Origin of the sequence: Streptomyces sp. 2A115 (assembly GCF_052245575.1) — a bacterium.
Taxonomy (GTDB): Bacteria; Actinomycetota; Actinomycetes; order Streptomycetales; family Streptomycetaceae; genus Streptomyces.
This window is the reverse complement of sequence record NZ_JBQQCG010000112.1, coordinates 16,301-33,162: the sequence shown is the minus strand read 5'-3', so window position 1 is coordinate 33,162 and position 16,862 is coordinate 16,301. Positions and strand designations below refer to the sequence as shown.

Genomic DNA, 16,862 nt, shown 5'->3' with positions numbered 1-16,862 from the left:
CACACATTCCGTGGCCTCCTCTTGGGCCGGTTCGGCGACCGCCGGCCGGTGGCGCACGTCCAGCCCCGGCGCCCGCTCACGTCACGCCGTGTAGCCCGCCACGCGGAGGGCGTGGACCAGGTTCCAGTGGTGGTCCTCCGAGGCGCGTTGGGCTGCTTCGAGGAGGAGGGGGACCAGGCGCTGCGGGTCGGCCTCGACGCTGCGGGCGGCTTCTTCCGGGGTGCGGATGCGTACGTACGCGTCCAGCAGGGCGCGCGCCTCGCGATTGCGGCCCTCCTCCACGAGGCCCAGCACGGCCTCTCCGATCTCCGGAGCGGGGCGTACGACGCCCTGCCGCAGCAGCTGCTGTCCGTCCGCGGTACGCCCTGTCGCGACGAGAGCGTCGGCCGCCGAGACCAGCTGGCCGGCGGGCAGAGAGGCCGCCTCCCAGAGGAGCGTGGCCCAGTCGGCGCCGAGCCCGGCGCGGTGGAGTTCGGAGGCGAGGAGCGGAAACCGTGCCGCGGGCCAGTACGCGGCCTCGACCAGCAGGGCGTGCGCCTCCCCGCTGCGCCCCTCGCGACGCAGCCTGATCAGCGACTCCACGGTCTCGACGGTGACCCTCCGCGCCTCGTCGTCCAGCGGCTCGCGCTTCGGCTTCGGCCGCTCGGGCTCCGCGGCGACCCCCGCGAAACGGGCCCCGCGCAGAGATCGCTCCCTGGTGGGCGGAACGGGCATGGCCGGTACCGCGGTGGCGGCTGCGTCGTCTTCCACGATCCCGGCGTAACGGGCGCCGCCTCGGGGACGGCGCTTGGAGCGTTGCTTGGGAACGGGGGGCTCGGCGGGTGGCTGGGGCGGTTCGGAAGGTGCTTCGCTCTCCGCGGGTGCGGCAGAGGCGGTGGGCTGCGGGGAGGTGGCGTGTACGGGTGTCCCGCCGGAGTGGCGGGCGGCTGCCCGTGGAGTCGTACGGCCCCATGCGTCCTGGTCGGTGGACGGCCGCCGCTGAGCCGACTGCGCGCCCTGGCCGCTCCGTTCCGCGGCGGCGTCACGCCAGACGTCCGGCCAGTCGTCCTCGTCCGCTCCAGACCGCTGCGCGCCCATGTGCGGCCGCCCGGACCCGGCGTATGCGTCATCACCCGCACCCGACGCACCCGCACCCGCACCCGCACCCGACGGTCCCCCGCCGCCGCCCGACGCCTCGTCGACCCAGAACACACCCCCGTCGTCGCCCGGCGGGATCCGCAGCGCCCCCTGCGCGTATCCGCCCGCGCTCCGCCGGTCCAACTCGTCCATCCGGGAGCGGAGTTCGGCACAGCGGGCCGTGGCGCGTTCGTGGTCGTCGCGCGCCCAGGCCAGGTCGAGGCGGATGGAGTCGGCCTCCTGCTGGGTGGCGGCCGTGTGAAGCGACTGGCCCAGCTCCGCATGCCGTTCGGCGGCATAACGCTGTTCGCGCAGCATGACGTCGAGGCGGTCGCTGAGGGCGTCACGGCCGCCGGGTCGTGCGTCGTACGCGGCGAGCGCCGCGCTGTGCAGCGCCCGCGCCCGCTCGGACTCCTGCCCGGCGGCCCGGGGACCGTATGCGGCGGCGAGGTCCTGGAGGAGCGCCTGCACGACGTCCCAGGGCGGCATCTCCGACCCGTCCAGGCAGGCCCGCATTCCCTCGGGATCCCGATGCCAGAACACACCGCACCAGCCGCCGCCCTGGTCGAGCCGGGACAGCAGGCCATTGAGATACTGCGCGAACTCCCGCACCTGGCCTGGGAGTTGTTCCACCGCCATTACGTTCACCCCACGCCAGACTGCAGTATTCCGCTCCGAAGAAAACACCATTCGTGTTACGGAACCGCTACGACGAGTTTGCGACCCGGACGCGGAGTGCGGCTGACCACTCGGAACGCGATGTGAGCGGCCGTCCGATGACAGGGAAGTGACGGGGCGTCACTCCCGCATCACATCACTCCCGCGTCATTCACTCCCGCTTCGCGTCGCCCCCGCATCGCACCACTCCCGCGTCACGCCGGGACGAGCGCGCAACTGCCCGCGATGTCGTCCATCGAGAGGCCCAGCACCCGCGCCAGCGCCGCCACCGTGAAGAAGGCCGGAGTCGGGGCGCGGCCGGTCTCGATCTTGCGGAGGGTCTCCGCGGAGAGGCCCGCGCTCGCGGCGACCTCCGCCATGCTGCGGCGGCCGCGGGCCTCACGGAGCAGCCGCCCGAGCCGCTCGCCGCGTTCTCGTTCTTCGGGGGTCAGGGGGGTGCGCACCATGCGGCGATTCTAATACCGTCGAGCGTTATATGAATAGGTACCACCCAGACACCAACCGGTATAGTAATTGGCACCGTGACCGGTATAGTAATTGGCATGGTGGAACTGAAGACGGACACGTCGATCGACGCGATGTACGAAGCGGGCCAGGTCGTGGCCCGTGCCCTCACGGCGGTTCGGAAGGCCGCGGACGTGGGTGTCTCGCTTCTGGAGCTGGACGAGGTCGCGCACCAGGTCCTGCGTGACGCGGGCGCGGGCTCACCCTTCCTTGGCTATCGCCCCTCTTTCGCCCCCACCCCCTTCCCGGCCGTCCTCTGCGCCTCCGTGAACGAAGCGATCGTGCACGGCATCCCGACCGGCTACCGGTTGCGCGACGGCGACCTGGTCTCCGCCGACTTCGGCGCCGAGCTCGGCGGCTGGGCGGGCGACTCGGCGCTCAGCTTCGTCGTGGGCAAGCCGCGCCCCGCCGACGTACGCCTCGTCGAGACCGCCGAGCACGCCCTGGCGGCGGGCATCGAGGCGGCCGTCGTCGGCAACCGCATCGGCGACATCGCGCACGCCATCGGCACGGTCTGCCGCGCGGCGGGCTACGGCATCCCGGACGGCTTCGGCGGCCACGGCATCGGCCGCCGCATGCACGAGGACCCGCCCGTGCCGAACGAGGGCCGGCCCGGCCGCGGCCTGCCGTTGCGCCACGGCATGGTCCTGGCCATCGAGCCCATGCTCATCGGCGGCGGCACCGACGGCTACCACGCGGCCCCGGACGGCTGGACGCTGCGGACGAACGACGGCAGCCGCGCCGCCCACGCCGAGCACACGGTGGCCATCACGGACGCGGGGCCGCGCATCCTGACCGCGCGGTAGGCGTCGGCCGGTCGTCGCACGGCCGCGGCCATCTCGTCGTCACGCTCACGTGTCGTCCTCACGCTTGTGTTTAGTCGGTCACGCTTACGCTTAGTCGTCACGCTTGTGTATCACCGTCATGCTTGTGTCACTTCATCACGCTTGCGTGTCGTCGTCACGCTTGTGTCGTCGCACTCATGTGTAAGCGAGAGGCCACCGGGCACCCGCGTGCGGACGGGCACGTCGATCAGCAAGTGTGTCCCGGTGGGGGCCGGGACACCGGAACGGATGGCCATGACCAGCGGGTTCACGGGTCCGCAGGGCTACGGCTCGGACCCCTTCGGAGAGTTCTTCGCACGTTTCTTCGGCGGCGGGTTCCGCCAAAGTCCCCGGCAAGTCGACATCGGGCGGCTGATGAGCGAGCCGGCCCGGCAGCTGGTGTCCAAGGCCGCGGCGTACGCCGCCGAGCGCGGCAGCCGGGACCTCGACACCCAGCACCTGCTGCGCGCCGCGCTCGCCGCCGAACCGACCCGGAGCCAGCTGGCCCGCGCCGGCGCCGACCCCGACGCGCTGGCCACGGGGATCGACGAGCGGGCCGGCACAGCCGACCGCGCACCGAACCAGGGATCGCCGCCCACGGCGCTCGCCCTGACGCCCGCGGTCAAGCGCGCCCTGCTTGATGCCCACGAGCTGGCCCGGGTCGGCGGTACCGGCTACATCGGCCCCGAGCACATCGTCAGCGCACTGGCCGCGAACCCCGACTCCGCCGCCGGGCACATCCTCAACAGCGCCCGGTTCACCCCCTCCGACGTCCCTCCCGAGGCGCCGGACCAGTCGGCGGCGACCGCCCGGACAACCGCCCAGGCAACCGCCCAGACGCGCCCCGAACGACCGCGCCGCTCCGCCACCCCGACCCTGGACAAGTACGGCCGGGATCTGACGGACCTCGCCCGGCAGGGCCGTATCGATCCGGTGATCGGCCGTGAGGAGGAGATCGAACAGACCATCGAGGTGCTGTCCCGCCGCGGCAAGAACAACCCGGTCCTGATCGGCGACGCGGGCGTCGGCAAGACCGCCCTCGTGGAGGGCCTCGCCCTGCGCATCGCGGACGACGATGTGCCCGCTGTCCTCGCCGGGCGCCGTGTCATCGCCCTGGACCTGTCCGGCGTGGTCGCCGGCACCCGCTACCGCGGCGACTTCGAGCAACGCCTGAACAACATCGTCGAGGAGGTCCGCACGCACTCCACCGAGCTGATCGTCTTCATCGACGAACTGCACACGGTCGTCGGCGCCGGTGGCGGCGAGGGCGGGGCGATGGACGCGGGCAACATCCTCAAGCCGGCCCTCGCCCGCGGTGAACTGCACATCGTGGGCGCCACGACGCTGGAGGAGTACCGCCGCATCGAGAAGGACGCGGCCCTGGCACGCCGGTTCCAGCCGATCCTGGTGCCCGAACCCTCCACCGCGGACGCGGTGGAGATCCTGCGCGGCCTGCGCGACCGCTACGAGGCCCATCACCAGGTCCGCTACACCGACGAGGCGCTCGTGGCCGCCGTGGAGCTGTCCGACCGCTACCTCGCCGACCGCTTCCTGCCGGACAAGGCCATCGACCTGATGGACCAGGCCGGCGCCCGGGTGCGGCTGCGCGCCCGCACGAAGGCCACCGACGCACGGGCCCTGGAACGCGAGGTCGAGCAGCTGACCCGGGACAAGGACCAGGCGGTGGCCCACGAGCAGTACGAGCGGGCCACGCAACTGCGCGACCGGATCAACGGCCTCAAGGAGAAGATCGGGGAAGGGCTCGAGGAGGAGGCCGACGACGGGCAGCACCTGGAGGTCACCGTCGAGGCCATCGCCGAGGTGGTCTCCCGGCAGACCGGCATCCCGGTCAGCAGCCTCACCGAGGAGGAGAAGGACCGCCTGCTCGGCCTCACGGAGTACCTGCACCGGCGGGTCGTCGGCCAGGACGAGGCCGTCAGCGTCGTCGCCGACGCGGTACTGCGCTCCCGGGCCGGCCTCGCCAGCCCCGACCGGCCCATCGGCAGCTTCCTCTTCCTGGGCCCGACCGGGGTCGGCAAGACGGAGCTGGCCCGCGCGCTGGCCGAGGCCCTGTTCGGCAGCGAGGAGCGGATGGTGCGCCTGGACATGAGCGAGTACCAGGAACGGCACACCGTCAGCCGGCTCGTCGGCGCCCCGCCCGGCTACGTCGGCCACGAGGAGGCCGGTCAGCTCACCGAGACCGTACGGAGGAATCCGTACTCGCTGCTGCTCCTCGACGAGGTCGAGAAGGCCCACCCCGACGTCTTCAACGTCCTGCTCCAGGTCCTCGACGACGGCCGGCTCACGGACGCCCAGGGCCGCACCGTGGACTTCGCCAACACCGTCATCGTCATGACCAGCAACCTCGGCTCCGAGGTGATCACCCGGCGCGGCGGCGGTCTGGGATTCTCCGCCGGCGGCGCGGAGGCCGACGAGCAGGACAGGCGCGAGCAGATCCTGCGCCCGCTGCGCGAGCACTTCCGGCCCGAGTTCCTCAACCGCATCGACGAGATCGTCGTCTTCCGGCAGCTCACCACCGAGCAGCTGCGGCGCATCACCGACCTGCTGCTCGAAGGGACCCGGCGGCGTCTGCACGCCCAGGACGTCACGATCGAGTTCACCGAGCAGGCCGTGGACTGGCTCGCCCAGCGCGGCCACCAGCCCGAGTACGGCGCCCGGCCGCTGCGCCGCACCATCCAGCGGGAGGTCGACAACCGGCTGTCCCGCCTGCTCCTCGACGGCCGGATCACGGCCGGCAGCCGGGTCGTGGCGGAGGCCGAGGACGAGCAACTGGCCTTCCGCACGACACCGCCGCCGACCGCGACCGAGCACTGAGCCTGCCGACAGGGCCCGGGGGCCGGTCCGCTACGGCGCCGGCCGCACCACCATCGCCGACCCGCCGCCCCTGCGTACCGTCTCGGCGGCCGCCAGCCACTTGCCGTTCGGCAGCCGCTGGACGCCCGTCGCCGCGCCGATCTCCGGGTTCTGCCGGAAGCCGTGGCCGATCGACTCCAGCTGAGTCCTCAACGGGCTGTTCCACAGGCCCGGTTCGAGCTCGGTGGTCGTCTGGTTGCGCTGACTGGCGCGCGGCGCGGCGATGGCGTCGACCAGTGGGAGGCCCCGGTCGAGGAAGCCGGTCAGCGTCTGCAGCACCGTGGTGACGATGGTCGCGCCGCCCGGCGAACCGAGCGCCACGACAGGCTTGTTGTGCTGGTCGAGCACGATCGTCGGCGAGATCGACGAGCGCGGTCGCTTGCCCGGCCCTGGCAGGTTCGGGTCGGGCACGGACGGGCTCGCGGGCGTGAAGGAGAAGTCCGTCAGCTCGTTGTTGAGGATGAAGCCGCGGTCCGGGACGGTGATGCCGCTGCCACCGGTCTGCTCGATGGTGAGGGTGTACGCCACGACGTTGCCCCACTTGTCGGCCGCCGTCAGATGCGTCGTGTTCTCGCCCTCGTACGTCGTCGGGGCAGCCTCACCGCCGGTCGAGCACGCCGCCGGGTTGCGCGGATCGCCCGGCGCCAGCGGGCTCGTCAGCACCGCGTCGTCCTTGATCAGGCACTCCCGCGAGTCGGCGAACTTCTGCGAGAGCAGTTCCTTCGTCGGTACGTCCTCGAAGGCGGGGTCGCCCACCCAGCGCCCCCGGTCGGCGAAGGCGATCCGGCTCGCCTCGATGTAGCGGTGCAGGTACTGGACGTCCGTGGCCTTCGAAAGGTCGGTGTTCTCAAGGATGTTGAGGGCTTCACCGACCGTGGTGCCGCCCGAGGAGGAGGGCGCGATCGAGTAGACGTTCAGGTCCCGGTACGCGGTCTTCGTCGGCGCCTGCCGCTTCGCCTCGTACGCCGCCAGGTCCTTCAGCGACAGCTCGCCCGGGCGCGCGTTACGCCCCGAAGCCGGGTCCACGGGCGGGTCGTTGACGGTGTCGACGATGTCCTGTGCCAGCTTGCCGTGGTAGAGCGCGCCGACGCCCTTGCGGCCCAACTCCTCGTACGTACGCGCCAGATCCGGGTTCTTGAACGTCGAGCCGACCACCGGCAGCGCGCCGCCCGGCAGGAACAGCTCGGCCGTGTCCGGGAAGTCCTTGAACCGCGCCTGGTTGGACGCCGTCTGCGAGCGGAAGGTGGCGTCGACGGTGAACCCGTCCCGTGCGAGCCGCTCGGCCGGCTTCAGCAGCGACCCGAGCCGCCGGCTGCCCCAACTGTCCAGCGCCGTCTGCCAAGTGGCGGGCGTACCGGGCGTGCCCACGCCGAGGCCGCTGGTGACCGCGTCGGCGAACGGGATCGGCTGCCCGTTCTCCAGGAAGAGCCCCGAATCGGCCGTGAGCGGTGCCGTCTCACGTCCGTCGATCGTGCGCACCGTACGGGACTTGGCGTCGTAGTAGACGAAGTAGCCGCCTCCGCCGATGCCCGACGAGTACGGCTCGGTGACGCCGAGCGCGGCCGCCGTGGCGACGGCCGCGTCCACCGCGTTGCCACCCTTGCGGAGGATCTCGATACCGGCGGCGGAGGCATCCGCGTCGACACTCGCGACGGCCCCGCCGTAGCCGACGGCGACCGGTGCCTTCTCCACGGGTGTCTTCGCCGTCGGTGTCCCGGGAGCGGGAGGCGCCGCGGCCCCCACCGACACGACCGCGGCCGAAACCGCCAATACCGCCAGACTCCGCGCAACAGAGCGCCCCATCCGTACCTCCAGTCAACGACCGTTCGAGCAGCGTACTTTGGCCGGGGACCCGGCCCGCCGCGAAGTGGCAAGCCGGTGCGGTGCCCCCCGGGAAACCACAGCCTCGCCATGCCCGCGTCAGGTCCCCCTCGAACACCGTTGCGCAATCCCGCTAGCATGCGCGCCCATGAATGACGACGTGCGCAACATCGTCCTCGGCGTGATCGTGGCGGGCATCGGCGCCTCGCTGGGCTGGATCGCCCGGACCTATCTGTGGAAGCGGAAGCTCCGCCGCAAGCAGGTCTTCTTCGGTCTGCCCGACAACTCCGAGTCGCTACTCGTGGTCAACCGCGAGGCGGGCGGCCCCGACCTGACGGTGACGCGCCACGACGTGTTCGCGCTGCTCGAACTCTCGGCGCTCATCAAGGACTGCGGCGCGCACGCGCAGGTCGTCGCGCACGACGCGGCCCAGCAGGGCTTCGGGGAGCGCACGGAGTTCTGCGTCGGCCACCCGGCCGTGAACCGCCGCATGGCGGCCCACCTGGCGTCGCTGCTCCCGGGTATACGAGTGAACACCGATCCCGAGCCCGGACCGGACCGGGGCGCCTTCCAGATCGGCAGCGAACAGTACCGACTTGAGCCGGGCCGCACCGAGTACGTCGCCCTCGCCCGCCTGACCGCGGACCAGGGGCGTACGGCCCGCCCGGTGTTCCTCTTCTGCGGACAGCGCGCGATCACCACCCAGGCCGCGACACGCTACCTCGCCCGCAGCCACGAGCGACTCGCCCGCAAGCACGGCAACAACACCTTCGTCCTGCTCCTGAAGGTCGTGAACTCGCAGGCCTACGGCCCGGACGTGGTCGAGCTCGTCGCCGACGTGACGCGGGTGGCGCAAACTCCTCCGCCCGCGGAGGCTTCGCGCAAAGCGCACCGCGCCTCCTGAGTTTCAACACAGTTCAACAATCGTTACTCGCGCGTAACTTACCGACGGGTTACCTACGGTAAGAGGCCGAGGTTACCGTCGAGTCACTTTGCACTTACACGAGTGAGGAGTGACCCGTGGGACTTCCGCGCAAGGCCCTGCGTACCACCGCCGTAGGTGCCGTCTCGGCAACCCTCGTCGCCGGGACAGCCCTCGGGCTCGCCCCCGCCGCGCAGGCGGCGCCGACCGGCATCCGGTTCGTCGACATCACCGGTGACGGCGGCACGGTCCTCAAGGCCAACGTCGTCACGCCGGCGAACGCCGACGACTCCCGCACGTACCCGCTCATCGTGCTGCCCACGAGCTGGGGCCTGCCCCAGGTCCAGTACCTCGCCCAGGCCCAGAAGCTCGCCGACTCGGGCTACATCGTGCTCACTTACAACGTCCGCGGCTTCTGGCAGTCCGGCGGCGAGATAGAGACAGCGGGCCCACCCGACGTGGCCGACACCTCAAAGGTGATCGACTGGGCGCTCGCCAACACCCCCGCGGACCCGAAGAGGATCGGCGTGGCGGGCGTCTCGTACGGTGCGGGGATCGGTCTCCTCGCCGCCGCCCACGACAAACGGATCAAGGCGGTCTCGGCGATGAGCGGCTGGGCCGATCTCATCGGCTCGATCTACTCGGGCCGCACCCAGCACTCCCAGGCGGCCGCGCTGCTGAACGGCGCCGGCACGATCACCGGCAGGCCCAGCGCCGAACTCCAGCAGGTGTTCAAGGACTTCTTCGCCTCCAACCTGTCCAAGGAACCGGAGTTGATCGCCTGGGGGGCGAAACGTTCCGCCACGACCTACATCGACAAGATCAACGCCAACGGCGCGGCGATCATGCTCGCCAACGCCTGGGGCGACACGGTCTTCTCCCCCAACCAATACGCCGATTTCTACGAGAAGTTGACGGGCCCGAAGAGACTGGAATACCGCCCGGGCGACCACGCCACCCCCGAGGTGACCGGCCTGTTCGGGCTCCCCAACGACGTGTGGAAGAACACGACCCGCTGGTTCGACCACTACCTCAGGGGCGAGAACAACGGCATCGAGCGCGAGCAGCCGGTGCAGCTCAAGTCCCGCTCCACGGGCGGCTACGAGGGCTACCCGGACTGGAAGTCGGTCGGCGCCACCAGCAGGAAGATCGCCCTCGGGGGCACCTCCACGATCCGCGCCAACGTGAACTCGGGCGCGGACGGCGGGATCATCTTCCTCTCCAGCATCCTCGACCAGATCGCCCGGCTGCCCCCGATGGCGTCGATCCCGCTCCTGCCCCGCCGGTACGCGGCCGTCTGGCAGTCGGAGAAGTACGCGAGCCCCCAACGGGTGCGCGGCACCGCCAAGTTGCACACCACGGTCACCAGTACCAAGGAGAGCGGCACCCTCGTCGCATACCTCTACGACGTGGGCCCGCTCGGCCTCGGCAAGCTGGTCAGCAACGCGCCGTTCACCTTCCACGGGCAGACGCCCGGCAAGCCGTTCGGCGTCGACCTGGAGCTGTTCTCCACGGCCTACGACGTCCCGGCAGGGCATCGTCTCGCCCTGGTCGTCGACACGGTGGACCCGCTCTACATCGAGCACAACCCGGCCGGCGCGCAGCTGACCTTCTCCTCGCCCGCGGCCGACCCGTCGTACATGTCGGTCCCGTTGCGCGAACAGTGATCACCGGCTGCTGCCGGGCGGGCCATTGCCCCTCGCTACCGCGTGCCCGGCAGCAGCGTCCCTGGTTGGATGAACGGCACATCGTAGTCGAGGTTCGACGCGGCCGGCTTCCGGGCGCGGAAGGCGAGTTGGACGGGACCGAGGAAACCGTCACCAAGGACGGAGAGGTCGTACGGGCCCAGCGAGCCGACGAGCTCCGTACGGATCACGGCCGCGTTCCCCCGCTCAGTGCTTGAGGATCTTGGAGAGGAAGTCCTTGGCGCGGTCGCTGCTCGGGTTGGTGAAGAACCCCTCGGGGGTGCGGTCCTCGACGATGCGGCCGTCCGACATGAAGACGACGCGGTTGGCGGCGGAGCGCGCGAAACCCATCTCGTGGGTGACGACGACCATGGTCATGCCCTCGCGGGCGAGCTGCTGCATGACCTCCAGGACCTCGTTGATCATCTCCGGGTCGAGCGCCGAGGTCGGCTCGTCGAAGAGGAGTGCCTTGGGGTCCATGGCGAGGGCGCGGGCGATGGCCACGCGCTGCTGCTGGCCGCCGGAGAGCTGTGCCGGGAACTTCGGCGCCTGATCGGCGAGGCCCACCCGGTCGAGGAGTTCGCGCGAGCGCTTGTCGGCCTGCTCCTTCTTGCGGCCGCGGGCCTTGATCTGCCCCAGCGAGACGTTCTGCAGGACCGTCTTGTGCGCGAAGAGGTTGAAGGACTGGAAGACCATCCCGACCTCGGCGCGGAGCCTCGCGAGGTCCTTGCCCTCCTCCGGCAGCAGCCGGCCGTCAAGTTTGATCTCCCCGGAGTGGATCACCTCCAGCCGGTTGATCGCCCTGCAGAGAGTCGACTTTCCCGACCCCGAAGGGCCGATGACCACGACCACCTCCCCCTTGGCGACGGTGAGGTTGATGTCCTGGAGGACATGCAGCTCCCCGAAGTACTTGTTGACGTCACGCAGCTCGATCAACGGATCGCCGGCCATGCTCAGCCCTACCCACTCTCAGCTGTGTCGCGATTGCCGCAAACTATCCAGCCAAGTGTGCAGCAATTGCACGACACGCACCTTTCGGGCATTAGCCGTATTTACCGCAATAAGGTGCGAATGGTGTCGGTGTGGCTGCCGGGATCCCTGAGCTATACCTCTGACACCTCGGCGTACAGCTGTGAAAGTTCGGGAGCGCCGCTGGTCGCCCACTCGTGGCCGGACGCGACCACGTCGATCTCGCGGCCGGAGGCCAGTCGCACCACCGGCCGTTCGTTGGGCCACACCTCCCACACGGCGCCAGTGACCGTGCGCACTATGACCGTGCCGAGGTAGAGGCCGGCGTCATTGCCGAGCCACTGCAGCCTCTCCTCGTCGTCGCGCCAGCGCGGCAGCAGTTGGTCGAGCTTCTCCAATGAGGCCGGGGTGTCGTCGAGTTCGATCCCCGCCCGGTACGCCTGGTCACGCAGCAGCTCGCACTCGGAGAGCAGATCGGCCACCCCCTCGTGATCACTCTCACTGTCGGAGAAGACCGCGACTCCCCTGGCGGGGTCCCGCTTCTTGCGCCAGTTGCCCACGAAAGGGATGTTCATACACCCAGCCTGACATCCCTGTCGCCCGGCGCACCACAGGGCGCGCGGAACCTCCTGTTCCTGGGGATTTCGTGCGGAGTTCGCGCCCGGCTCATTGACGGGTCCCTGACGCCTCTTTAGCTTCACGGTGCATCTGTCACCTCGTCGGTGACCGTGTCAGTGATCTTGTGAGTGACCTCGTCAGTGAGCCGTTCGTGAGCGGGAGGAGTCGGTGGTGCGCCGACGTGTCTGGGGTACGGCCGTTGCTCTCGCTCTTCTCTCGGTGGGGGTCGTGCCGACGGCTTCCGCGGAGGCCGCGCCGCCCTCCCGGGACCGGCCGATGCCGCTGGAGCGGCTCTTCGACAACACGGCCGTCAGTGACGACGCGCGGCCCGGCGAGGCGGATTTCGACGGCTCGGGCGCCTCCCTGTCGGCCCAGGACCTGTCGGCCGCCGGCTGGACGCCCGGGCGCTCGCTGACGGTCCAGGGCGCCCGGCAACGGCGACGCGCTCGCCTTCCTGGTGGCGGGCACGGGTGGCGGCGAGGTCAGCAGCGCCGGCGTGGTGCGGTACGCGAACGGTTCGCGCTCCTCGTACCGGCTGACCGCGTCGGACTGGCGCGGCGGCCCGCTCGGCACGAAGGCCGTGGCACTGCCCCACATCAACACACCGGGCGGCCAACTGGCCGAGAAGGCACGGCTGTACGTCGTCACCGTGCCGCTCGTCCGCGGGCGCGAGGTGGCCTCGGTCGAGCTGCCGCGCACCCGTGACCTGCACGTGTTCGCCCTGTCGGTCCGCTCCGACACCCGTGGCTGGACCGGGAGTTGGGCCGCCTCGACCGCCGGTTACACGCCGGTGGGACCGTGGACCGACCGGACGGTGCGGCTCGTGGTGCACACGTCGGCGGGCGGGCCGCGCGTACGGATTCGGCTCGACAACACCTTCGCCGCCGCGCCCGTGCGGATCGGCAGTGCGACGGTGGCGGTGCAGGGCTCCGGCGCGAGCCCGAAGAGCACTCCCGTGCCGCTGTCGTTCCGGGGCGCCGCGGGCACCGAAATCCCTGCGGGGGCACAGGAGTTCAGCGATCCGCTGAGCTTCGGGGTGCCCGCGGACGCCAATCTGCTGGTGAGCTTTCATCTGCCGGGGACGGTGACGGCGGCACCCGTGCACACCATGGCCATCCAGCAGTCGTACGTGAGCGAGCCGGGCGACCATGCCGCGGACGCCGCCCCGGGCGCGTACACCTCGACGATCGCCAACTGGCCGCTGCTGACCGGTGTCGACGTGGGTGGCGGGACCGGGTCCGTCGTGCTGCTCGGCGACTCGATCACCGACGGCGACAAGTCGACCCTGAACGCCAACCGGCGTTGGCCAAATGTGCTCGCCACCCGGCTCCGGAACCAGAGTGTGGTCCCGAGCTATGGAGTCCTCAACCATGGCATCTCGGCGAACCGTGTGGTCACCGACGTCTACCCCGGCGACGGCGTCTCCGCCGGCACGGGCGGGGTGAGTTCGCTGCACCGCCTCGACCGGGACGTCCTCGCCCAGACGTCGGCGCGTACCGCCATCGTCTTCCAGGGGGTCAACGACGTCCGCTGGGGCGCGAGCGCGGAGCAGGTCGTGGCCGGGCTGCTGGAGATCGCCGACCGGGCGCACGCCCGCGGGCTACGGGTGCTGGTCGCGACGGTCGCCCCCTGTGAGGGAGAGGCCCGGTGCACGGCGGCGGCCGACGCGGAGCGGTCAGCGGTGAACGCGTGGATCCGGTCCGGCTCGGGCTCCGCCTTCGACGGCGTGCTCGACTTCGACGCCGTGCTCCGGGATCCCGCGCATCCGGCGCGGATGCTCCCCGCGTACGACAGCGGCGACCATCTGCATCCGGGCGACGCGGGGTTGGCGGCGCTGGCGGACTCGGTGGACCTGCGACTGCTGTAGGCGCCAAGCGCTCCGCGCGAAGTGCGGTATTGACGCGGTATTGATGCGGTATTGATTCTGCGGACCGTCCGTGGCTGGTCGCACGGTTGCCCGCGCCCCTGGAAGGGCGCGGCTACACGTCCAGGTCCACCACGACCGGGGCGTGGTCGGACGCCCCCTTGCCCTTGCGCTCCTCGCGGTCCACGTACGCGTCCGTGACGGCCTTCGCGAACGGCTCGTTGCCGTAGACGAGGTCGATGCGCATGCCGCGGTTCTTGGGGAAGCAGAGCTGGCGGTAGTCCCAGTACGTGAACGGGTGCTCGTACTTGAGGGGCCGCGGAACCACGTCCGAGAGGCCCGCCTCGCGCAGGGAGGTCAGAGCGGCGCGCTCGGCGGGCGTGACGTGGGTGGCGCCTTCGAAGGCGGCGATGTCGTACACGTCGTCGTCCGTCGGAGCCACGTTGTAGTCGCCCATCACGGCGAACGGTCGGCTGCCGCCCGCGTCGCCGGCGACAGCCGCCTTCAAGGCCTCGAACCACTGGAGCTTGTACGCGTAGTGGGGGTGGTCCACCTCACGCCCGTTCGGCACGTACACCGACCAGACGCGGACCGGGCCGCAGGTCGCGGCGACGGCTCGGGGCTCATGAATGCCGTCGTAGCCGGGGTCGCCGGGCAGGCCGTTGACCACGTCCTCGAGGCCCACCCGGGACAGCAACGCCACACCGTTCCACCGCCCCGTGGCATGCACCGCCGACTCGTAGCCCAGCTCGCGCAGTTCGGCGGACGGGAACTGCTCGGCGGTGGTCTTGGTCTCCTGGATGCACAGCACGTCCGTGCCGCTGCTCTCCAGCCAGGCCAGCAGCCTCGGGAGACGGGCGGTGATCGAGTTCACGTTCCAGGTGGCGATACGCATGTCCCACAACTTACCGGGCGGGTCTGACACTCATGGGTGCGTGGTGTCGCCCGCTCACGGATCCGTGGTCGCACCCACTCACAGATCCGTGGTCTCGCCCGGTGCCAGCCGCAGGTGCTCGGAGCCGCCCAGCGCGCCGATCTGGTTGTCGTAGATCGGGCGGGCGAGGTCCGTGAGCAGGGCGTCGTGGATGTCGTACGCGCGCTGCGGCTTGACCTCGCGGACGTACTCGATGACCTCGGAGATCTTGCTCCAGGGGGCTTGTACGGGGAGCATCAGCGTCTGAACCGGGTGGTCGGGGACGGTGAGGGCGTCGCCGGGGTGGAAGACACGGCCGCCCTCGACGAGGTAGCCGACATTGGTGATGCGCGGGATGTCCGGGTGGATCACGGCGTGCAGCTCGCCGTGCACCTGCACGTCGAAGCCCGCGGCGGTGAACGTGTCGCCGTGGCCGACTGTGTGAACACGGCCCGGGAACGCGGCCGAGATCTTCTCCGCGACGGACTTCAGGGTCCAGATCTCCGCGCCCTGGTTGGCCTCCAGGCCCGCCCGCAGCCGCTCCTCGTTGAAGTGGTCGGGGTGTTCGTGCGTGACCAGGATCGCGTCCGCGCCGACCGCGGCGTCCTCTTCGCTGAAGCCGCCGGGATCGATGACGAGCGTGCGCCCGTCCTTCTCCAGGCGGATGCAGGAATGCGACTTCTTTGTGAGCTTCATGGTTCCCATCCTGCCCCTGCGCGCCGACGTCCCGCCTCCGCGTGCCGAGGCGAGCTCACTCCTGGGGTGTGGTCTCCTCGCGGATGACCTGCTGGGCCACCCTGAACGCGCTGTTCGCGGCCGGTACGCCGCAGTAGACGGCCGCCTGGAGGAGCACTTCCTTGATCTCGACCGGGGTGAGGCCGTTGCGGAGGGCGGCCCGGGTGTGGAAGGCGAGTTCGTCGAGATGGCCGCCCGCGACCAGGGCGGTGAGCGTGACGCAGCTGCGCGAACGCCGGTCGAGGCCCGGCCGGTCCCAGATCTCGCCCCACGCGTACCGGGTGATGAACTCCTGGAAGTCCCCGGAGAACTCGTCCGCCTGGGCGAGCGCCCGGTCCACATGCGCGTCCCCGAGCACCTCGCGGCGGACCTTGATGCCCGCGTCGTACGGGTCCGGCCTTCCCAGCGTCGCTTCGGGCTGCGCGGCCGCGGCGATCTCGGCGACGGGCGAGACCGGCGGCGGTGCGGCCAGGACGGGCTTCGCCGGGGGCGCCACGATCGCCATCTGGCCGGTGGACAAGTCGTAGGCGGGCTGCTGCCAGGCGCTGGAGAAGTGCCGTACGAGGAGGTCCGTGACCGCGGCGGGCTGCTCGACCGGAACCAGGTGCGAGGCGCCCGGCACGACCGCGAGCCGGGCATCCGGTATCCCGGCGACCAGCGTACGGGCCTCGGCGGGGCCGGTGACCTGGTCCTCGGAGCCGACCAGGACGAGGGTCGGCACCCCGATCCGGCCGAGTTCGGCACTGATGTCGAAGGAGGCGAGGGCCTCGCACGCGGCGATGTAGCAGCCCGGATCCGTGGTGCGGACCATCTGCACGGCCCACTCGGTGATCGCGGGCTGGGCCGCGGCGAACCCTCCGGTGAACCAGCGCTCCGGAGACGTACGCGCGATGGGGTCCAGGCCGTTCGTCCGTACGATCACGCCGCGCTGCCGGAACTCGTCGGCCGTGCCGAAGCGCGGCGAGGCGGCGATCAGCGTGAGCGAGGCCACGCGGTCCGGGCGGCGCAGCGCCAGCTCGGCGCCGACGGCACCGCCGAGCGCGCAGCCCGCGTAGCCGAACCGCTGGACGCCGAGCCCGTCGAGCGTGCCGAGCAGCCGCTCGGCGAGGTCGGTGACCGAAACCGCCGGATGCGCGGGCGCGCCGCCGTGGCCGGGCAGGTCGAAGCGGAAGACCCGCCACTGCTTCACCAGCTCCGGAATCTGCCGGTCCCACATGTGCCATGTAGTTCCGAGAGAGGGGCCCAAGATCAGGACAGGTGCCTCTTCTGGCCCGTCAAAGCGGTATTGCAGGCTGTTTGTCGTGCTCGCACTCACCCACCCACGCTCCCACATCTCACA

Annotated in this window: 13 protein-coding genes and 1 pseudogene; 5 read left to right on the top strand and 9 right to left on the bottom strand. The window is 70.8% G+C overall.

Features of this window, described 5'->3' with window-relative positions; all coding sequences use genetic code 11:
- Positions 1 to 81: 81 nt before the first annotated feature.
- Together ACTWQR_RS50185 and ACTWQR_RS50180 are read right to left on the bottom strand one after the other, a co-directional pair.
- Positions 82 to 1,755: a hypothetical protein gene (locus ACTWQR_RS50185; RefSeq protein ID WP_443234032.1), complete on the bottom strand. Its 1,674-nt coding sequence runs from the start codon at positions 1,753 to 1,755 to the stop codon at positions 82 to 84.
- 233 nt (positions 1,756 to 1,988) lie between these two features.
- Positions 1,989 to 2,240: a helix-turn-helix domain-containing protein gene (locus ACTWQR_RS50180; RefSeq protein ID WP_443234031.1), complete on the bottom strand. Its 252-nt coding sequence runs from the start codon at positions 2,238 to 2,240 to the stop codon at positions 1,989 to 1,991.
- Positions 2,241 to 2,336: 96 nt separating this feature from the next.
- Here ACTWQR_RS50180 and map point away from each other — a divergent pair, with 96 nt between their 5' ends.
- Positions 2,337 to 3,104, top strand: coding sequence for a type I methionyl aminopeptidase (gene map, locus ACTWQR_RS50175; RefSeq protein WP_443234030.1), 768 nt, complete (start codon positions 2,337 to 2,339; stop codon positions 3,102 to 3,104).
- Between the two features lie 273 nt (positions 3,105 to 3,377).
- The gene (locus tag ACTWQR_RS50170; RefSeq protein ID WP_443234034.1) at positions 3,378 to 5,957 is read left to right on the top strand and encodes an ATP-dependent Clp protease ATP-binding subunit; all 2,580 of its coding nucleotides are present in this window, start codon (positions 3,378 to 3,380) and stop codon (positions 5,955 to 5,957) included.
- Positions 5,958 to 5,987: 30 nt separating this feature from the next.
- Here ACTWQR_RS50170 and ggt read toward each other — a convergent pair whose 3' ends face one another.
- Positions 5,988 to 7,799 carry a gamma-glutamyltransferase gene (gene ggt, locus ACTWQR_RS50165; RefSeq protein WP_443234029.1) on the bottom strand — a complete coding sequence of 604 codons (1,812 nt, stop codon included), beginning with the start codon at positions 7,797 to 7,799 and terminating at the stop codon, positions 5,988 to 5,990.
- 166 nt (positions 7,800 to 7,965) lie between these two features.
- On the opposite strand from ggt, the gene ACTWQR_RS50160 reads away from it, so the two are divergent.
- Entirely contained in the window at positions 7,966 to 8,721 is a 756-nt protein-coding gene (locus tag ACTWQR_RS50160; protein ID WP_443234028.1) for a hypothetical protein, read from the top strand.
- A gap of 116 nt (positions 8,722 to 8,837) precedes the next feature.
- On the top strand, positions 8,838 to 10,406 hold the full coding sequence (locus ACTWQR_RS50155; RefSeq protein WP_443234027.1) for an alpha/beta fold hydrolase: 1,569 nt from the start codon (positions 8,838 to 8,840) through the stop codon (positions 10,404 to 10,406).
- 35 nt (positions 10,407 to 10,441) lie between these two features.
- Here the strand turns inward: ACTWQR_RS50155 and ACTWQR_RS50150 are convergent, their stop codons facing one another.
- The 3 genes from ACTWQR_RS50150 to ACTWQR_RS50140 form a co-directional block, all read right to left on the bottom strand.
- A complete protein-coding gene (locus ACTWQR_RS50150; protein ID WP_443234026.1) occupies positions 10,442 to 10,615 on the bottom strand; it encodes a hypothetical protein in 174 nt (57 codons plus the stop codon).
- A 16-nt stretch (positions 10,616 to 10,631) separates the two neighbouring features.
- A complete protein-coding gene (locus ACTWQR_RS50145) occupies positions 10,632 to 11,375 on the bottom strand; it encodes an amino acid ABC transporter ATP-binding protein (protein ID WP_443234025.1) in 744 nt (247 codons plus the stop codon).
- Positions 11,376 to 11,527: 152 nt separating this feature from the next.
- Complete coding sequence (locus ACTWQR_RS50140) at positions 11,528 to 11,968, bottom strand: DUF6278 family protein (protein ID WP_443234024.1); 441 nt, start codon at positions 11,966 to 11,968, stop codon at positions 11,528 to 11,530.
- Positions 11,969 to 12,182: 214 nt separating this feature from the next.
- Between ACTWQR_RS50140 and ACTWQR_RS50135 the strand changes: the two are divergent.
- Positions 12,183 to 13,878 (top strand): annotated as a pseudogene (locus ACTWQR_RS50135) (SGNH/GDSL hydrolase family protein).
- Positions 13,879 to 13,990: 112 nt separating this feature from the next.
- Here ACTWQR_RS50135 and ACTWQR_RS50130 read toward each other — a convergent pair.
- The 3 genes from ACTWQR_RS50130 to pcaDC all read right to left on the bottom strand — a co-directional run bounded on the left by ACTWQR_RS50130 (position 13,991) and on the right by pcaDC (position 16,856).
- A complete protein-coding gene (locus ACTWQR_RS50130; RefSeq protein ID WP_443234023.1) occupies positions 13,991 to 14,770 on the bottom strand; it encodes an exodeoxyribonuclease III in 780 nt (259 codons plus the stop codon).
- A 78-nt stretch (positions 14,771 to 14,848) separates the two neighbouring features.
- Entirely contained in the window at positions 14,849 to 15,484 is a 636-nt protein-coding gene (locus ACTWQR_RS50125) for an MBL fold metallo-hydrolase (RefSeq protein ID WP_443234022.1), read from the bottom strand.
- A 55-nt stretch (positions 15,485 to 15,539) separates the two neighbouring features.
- Positions 15,540 to 16,856 (bottom strand): bifunctional 3-oxoadipate enol-lactonase/4-carboxymuconolactone decarboxylase PcaDC, encoded by a 1,317-nt coding sequence (pcaDC, locus tag ACTWQR_RS50120; protein WP_443234021.1) that lies wholly within the window; start codon positions 16,854 to 16,856, stop codon positions 15,540 to 15,542.
- Between the last annotated feature and the right edge of the window lie 6 nt (positions 16,857 to 16,862).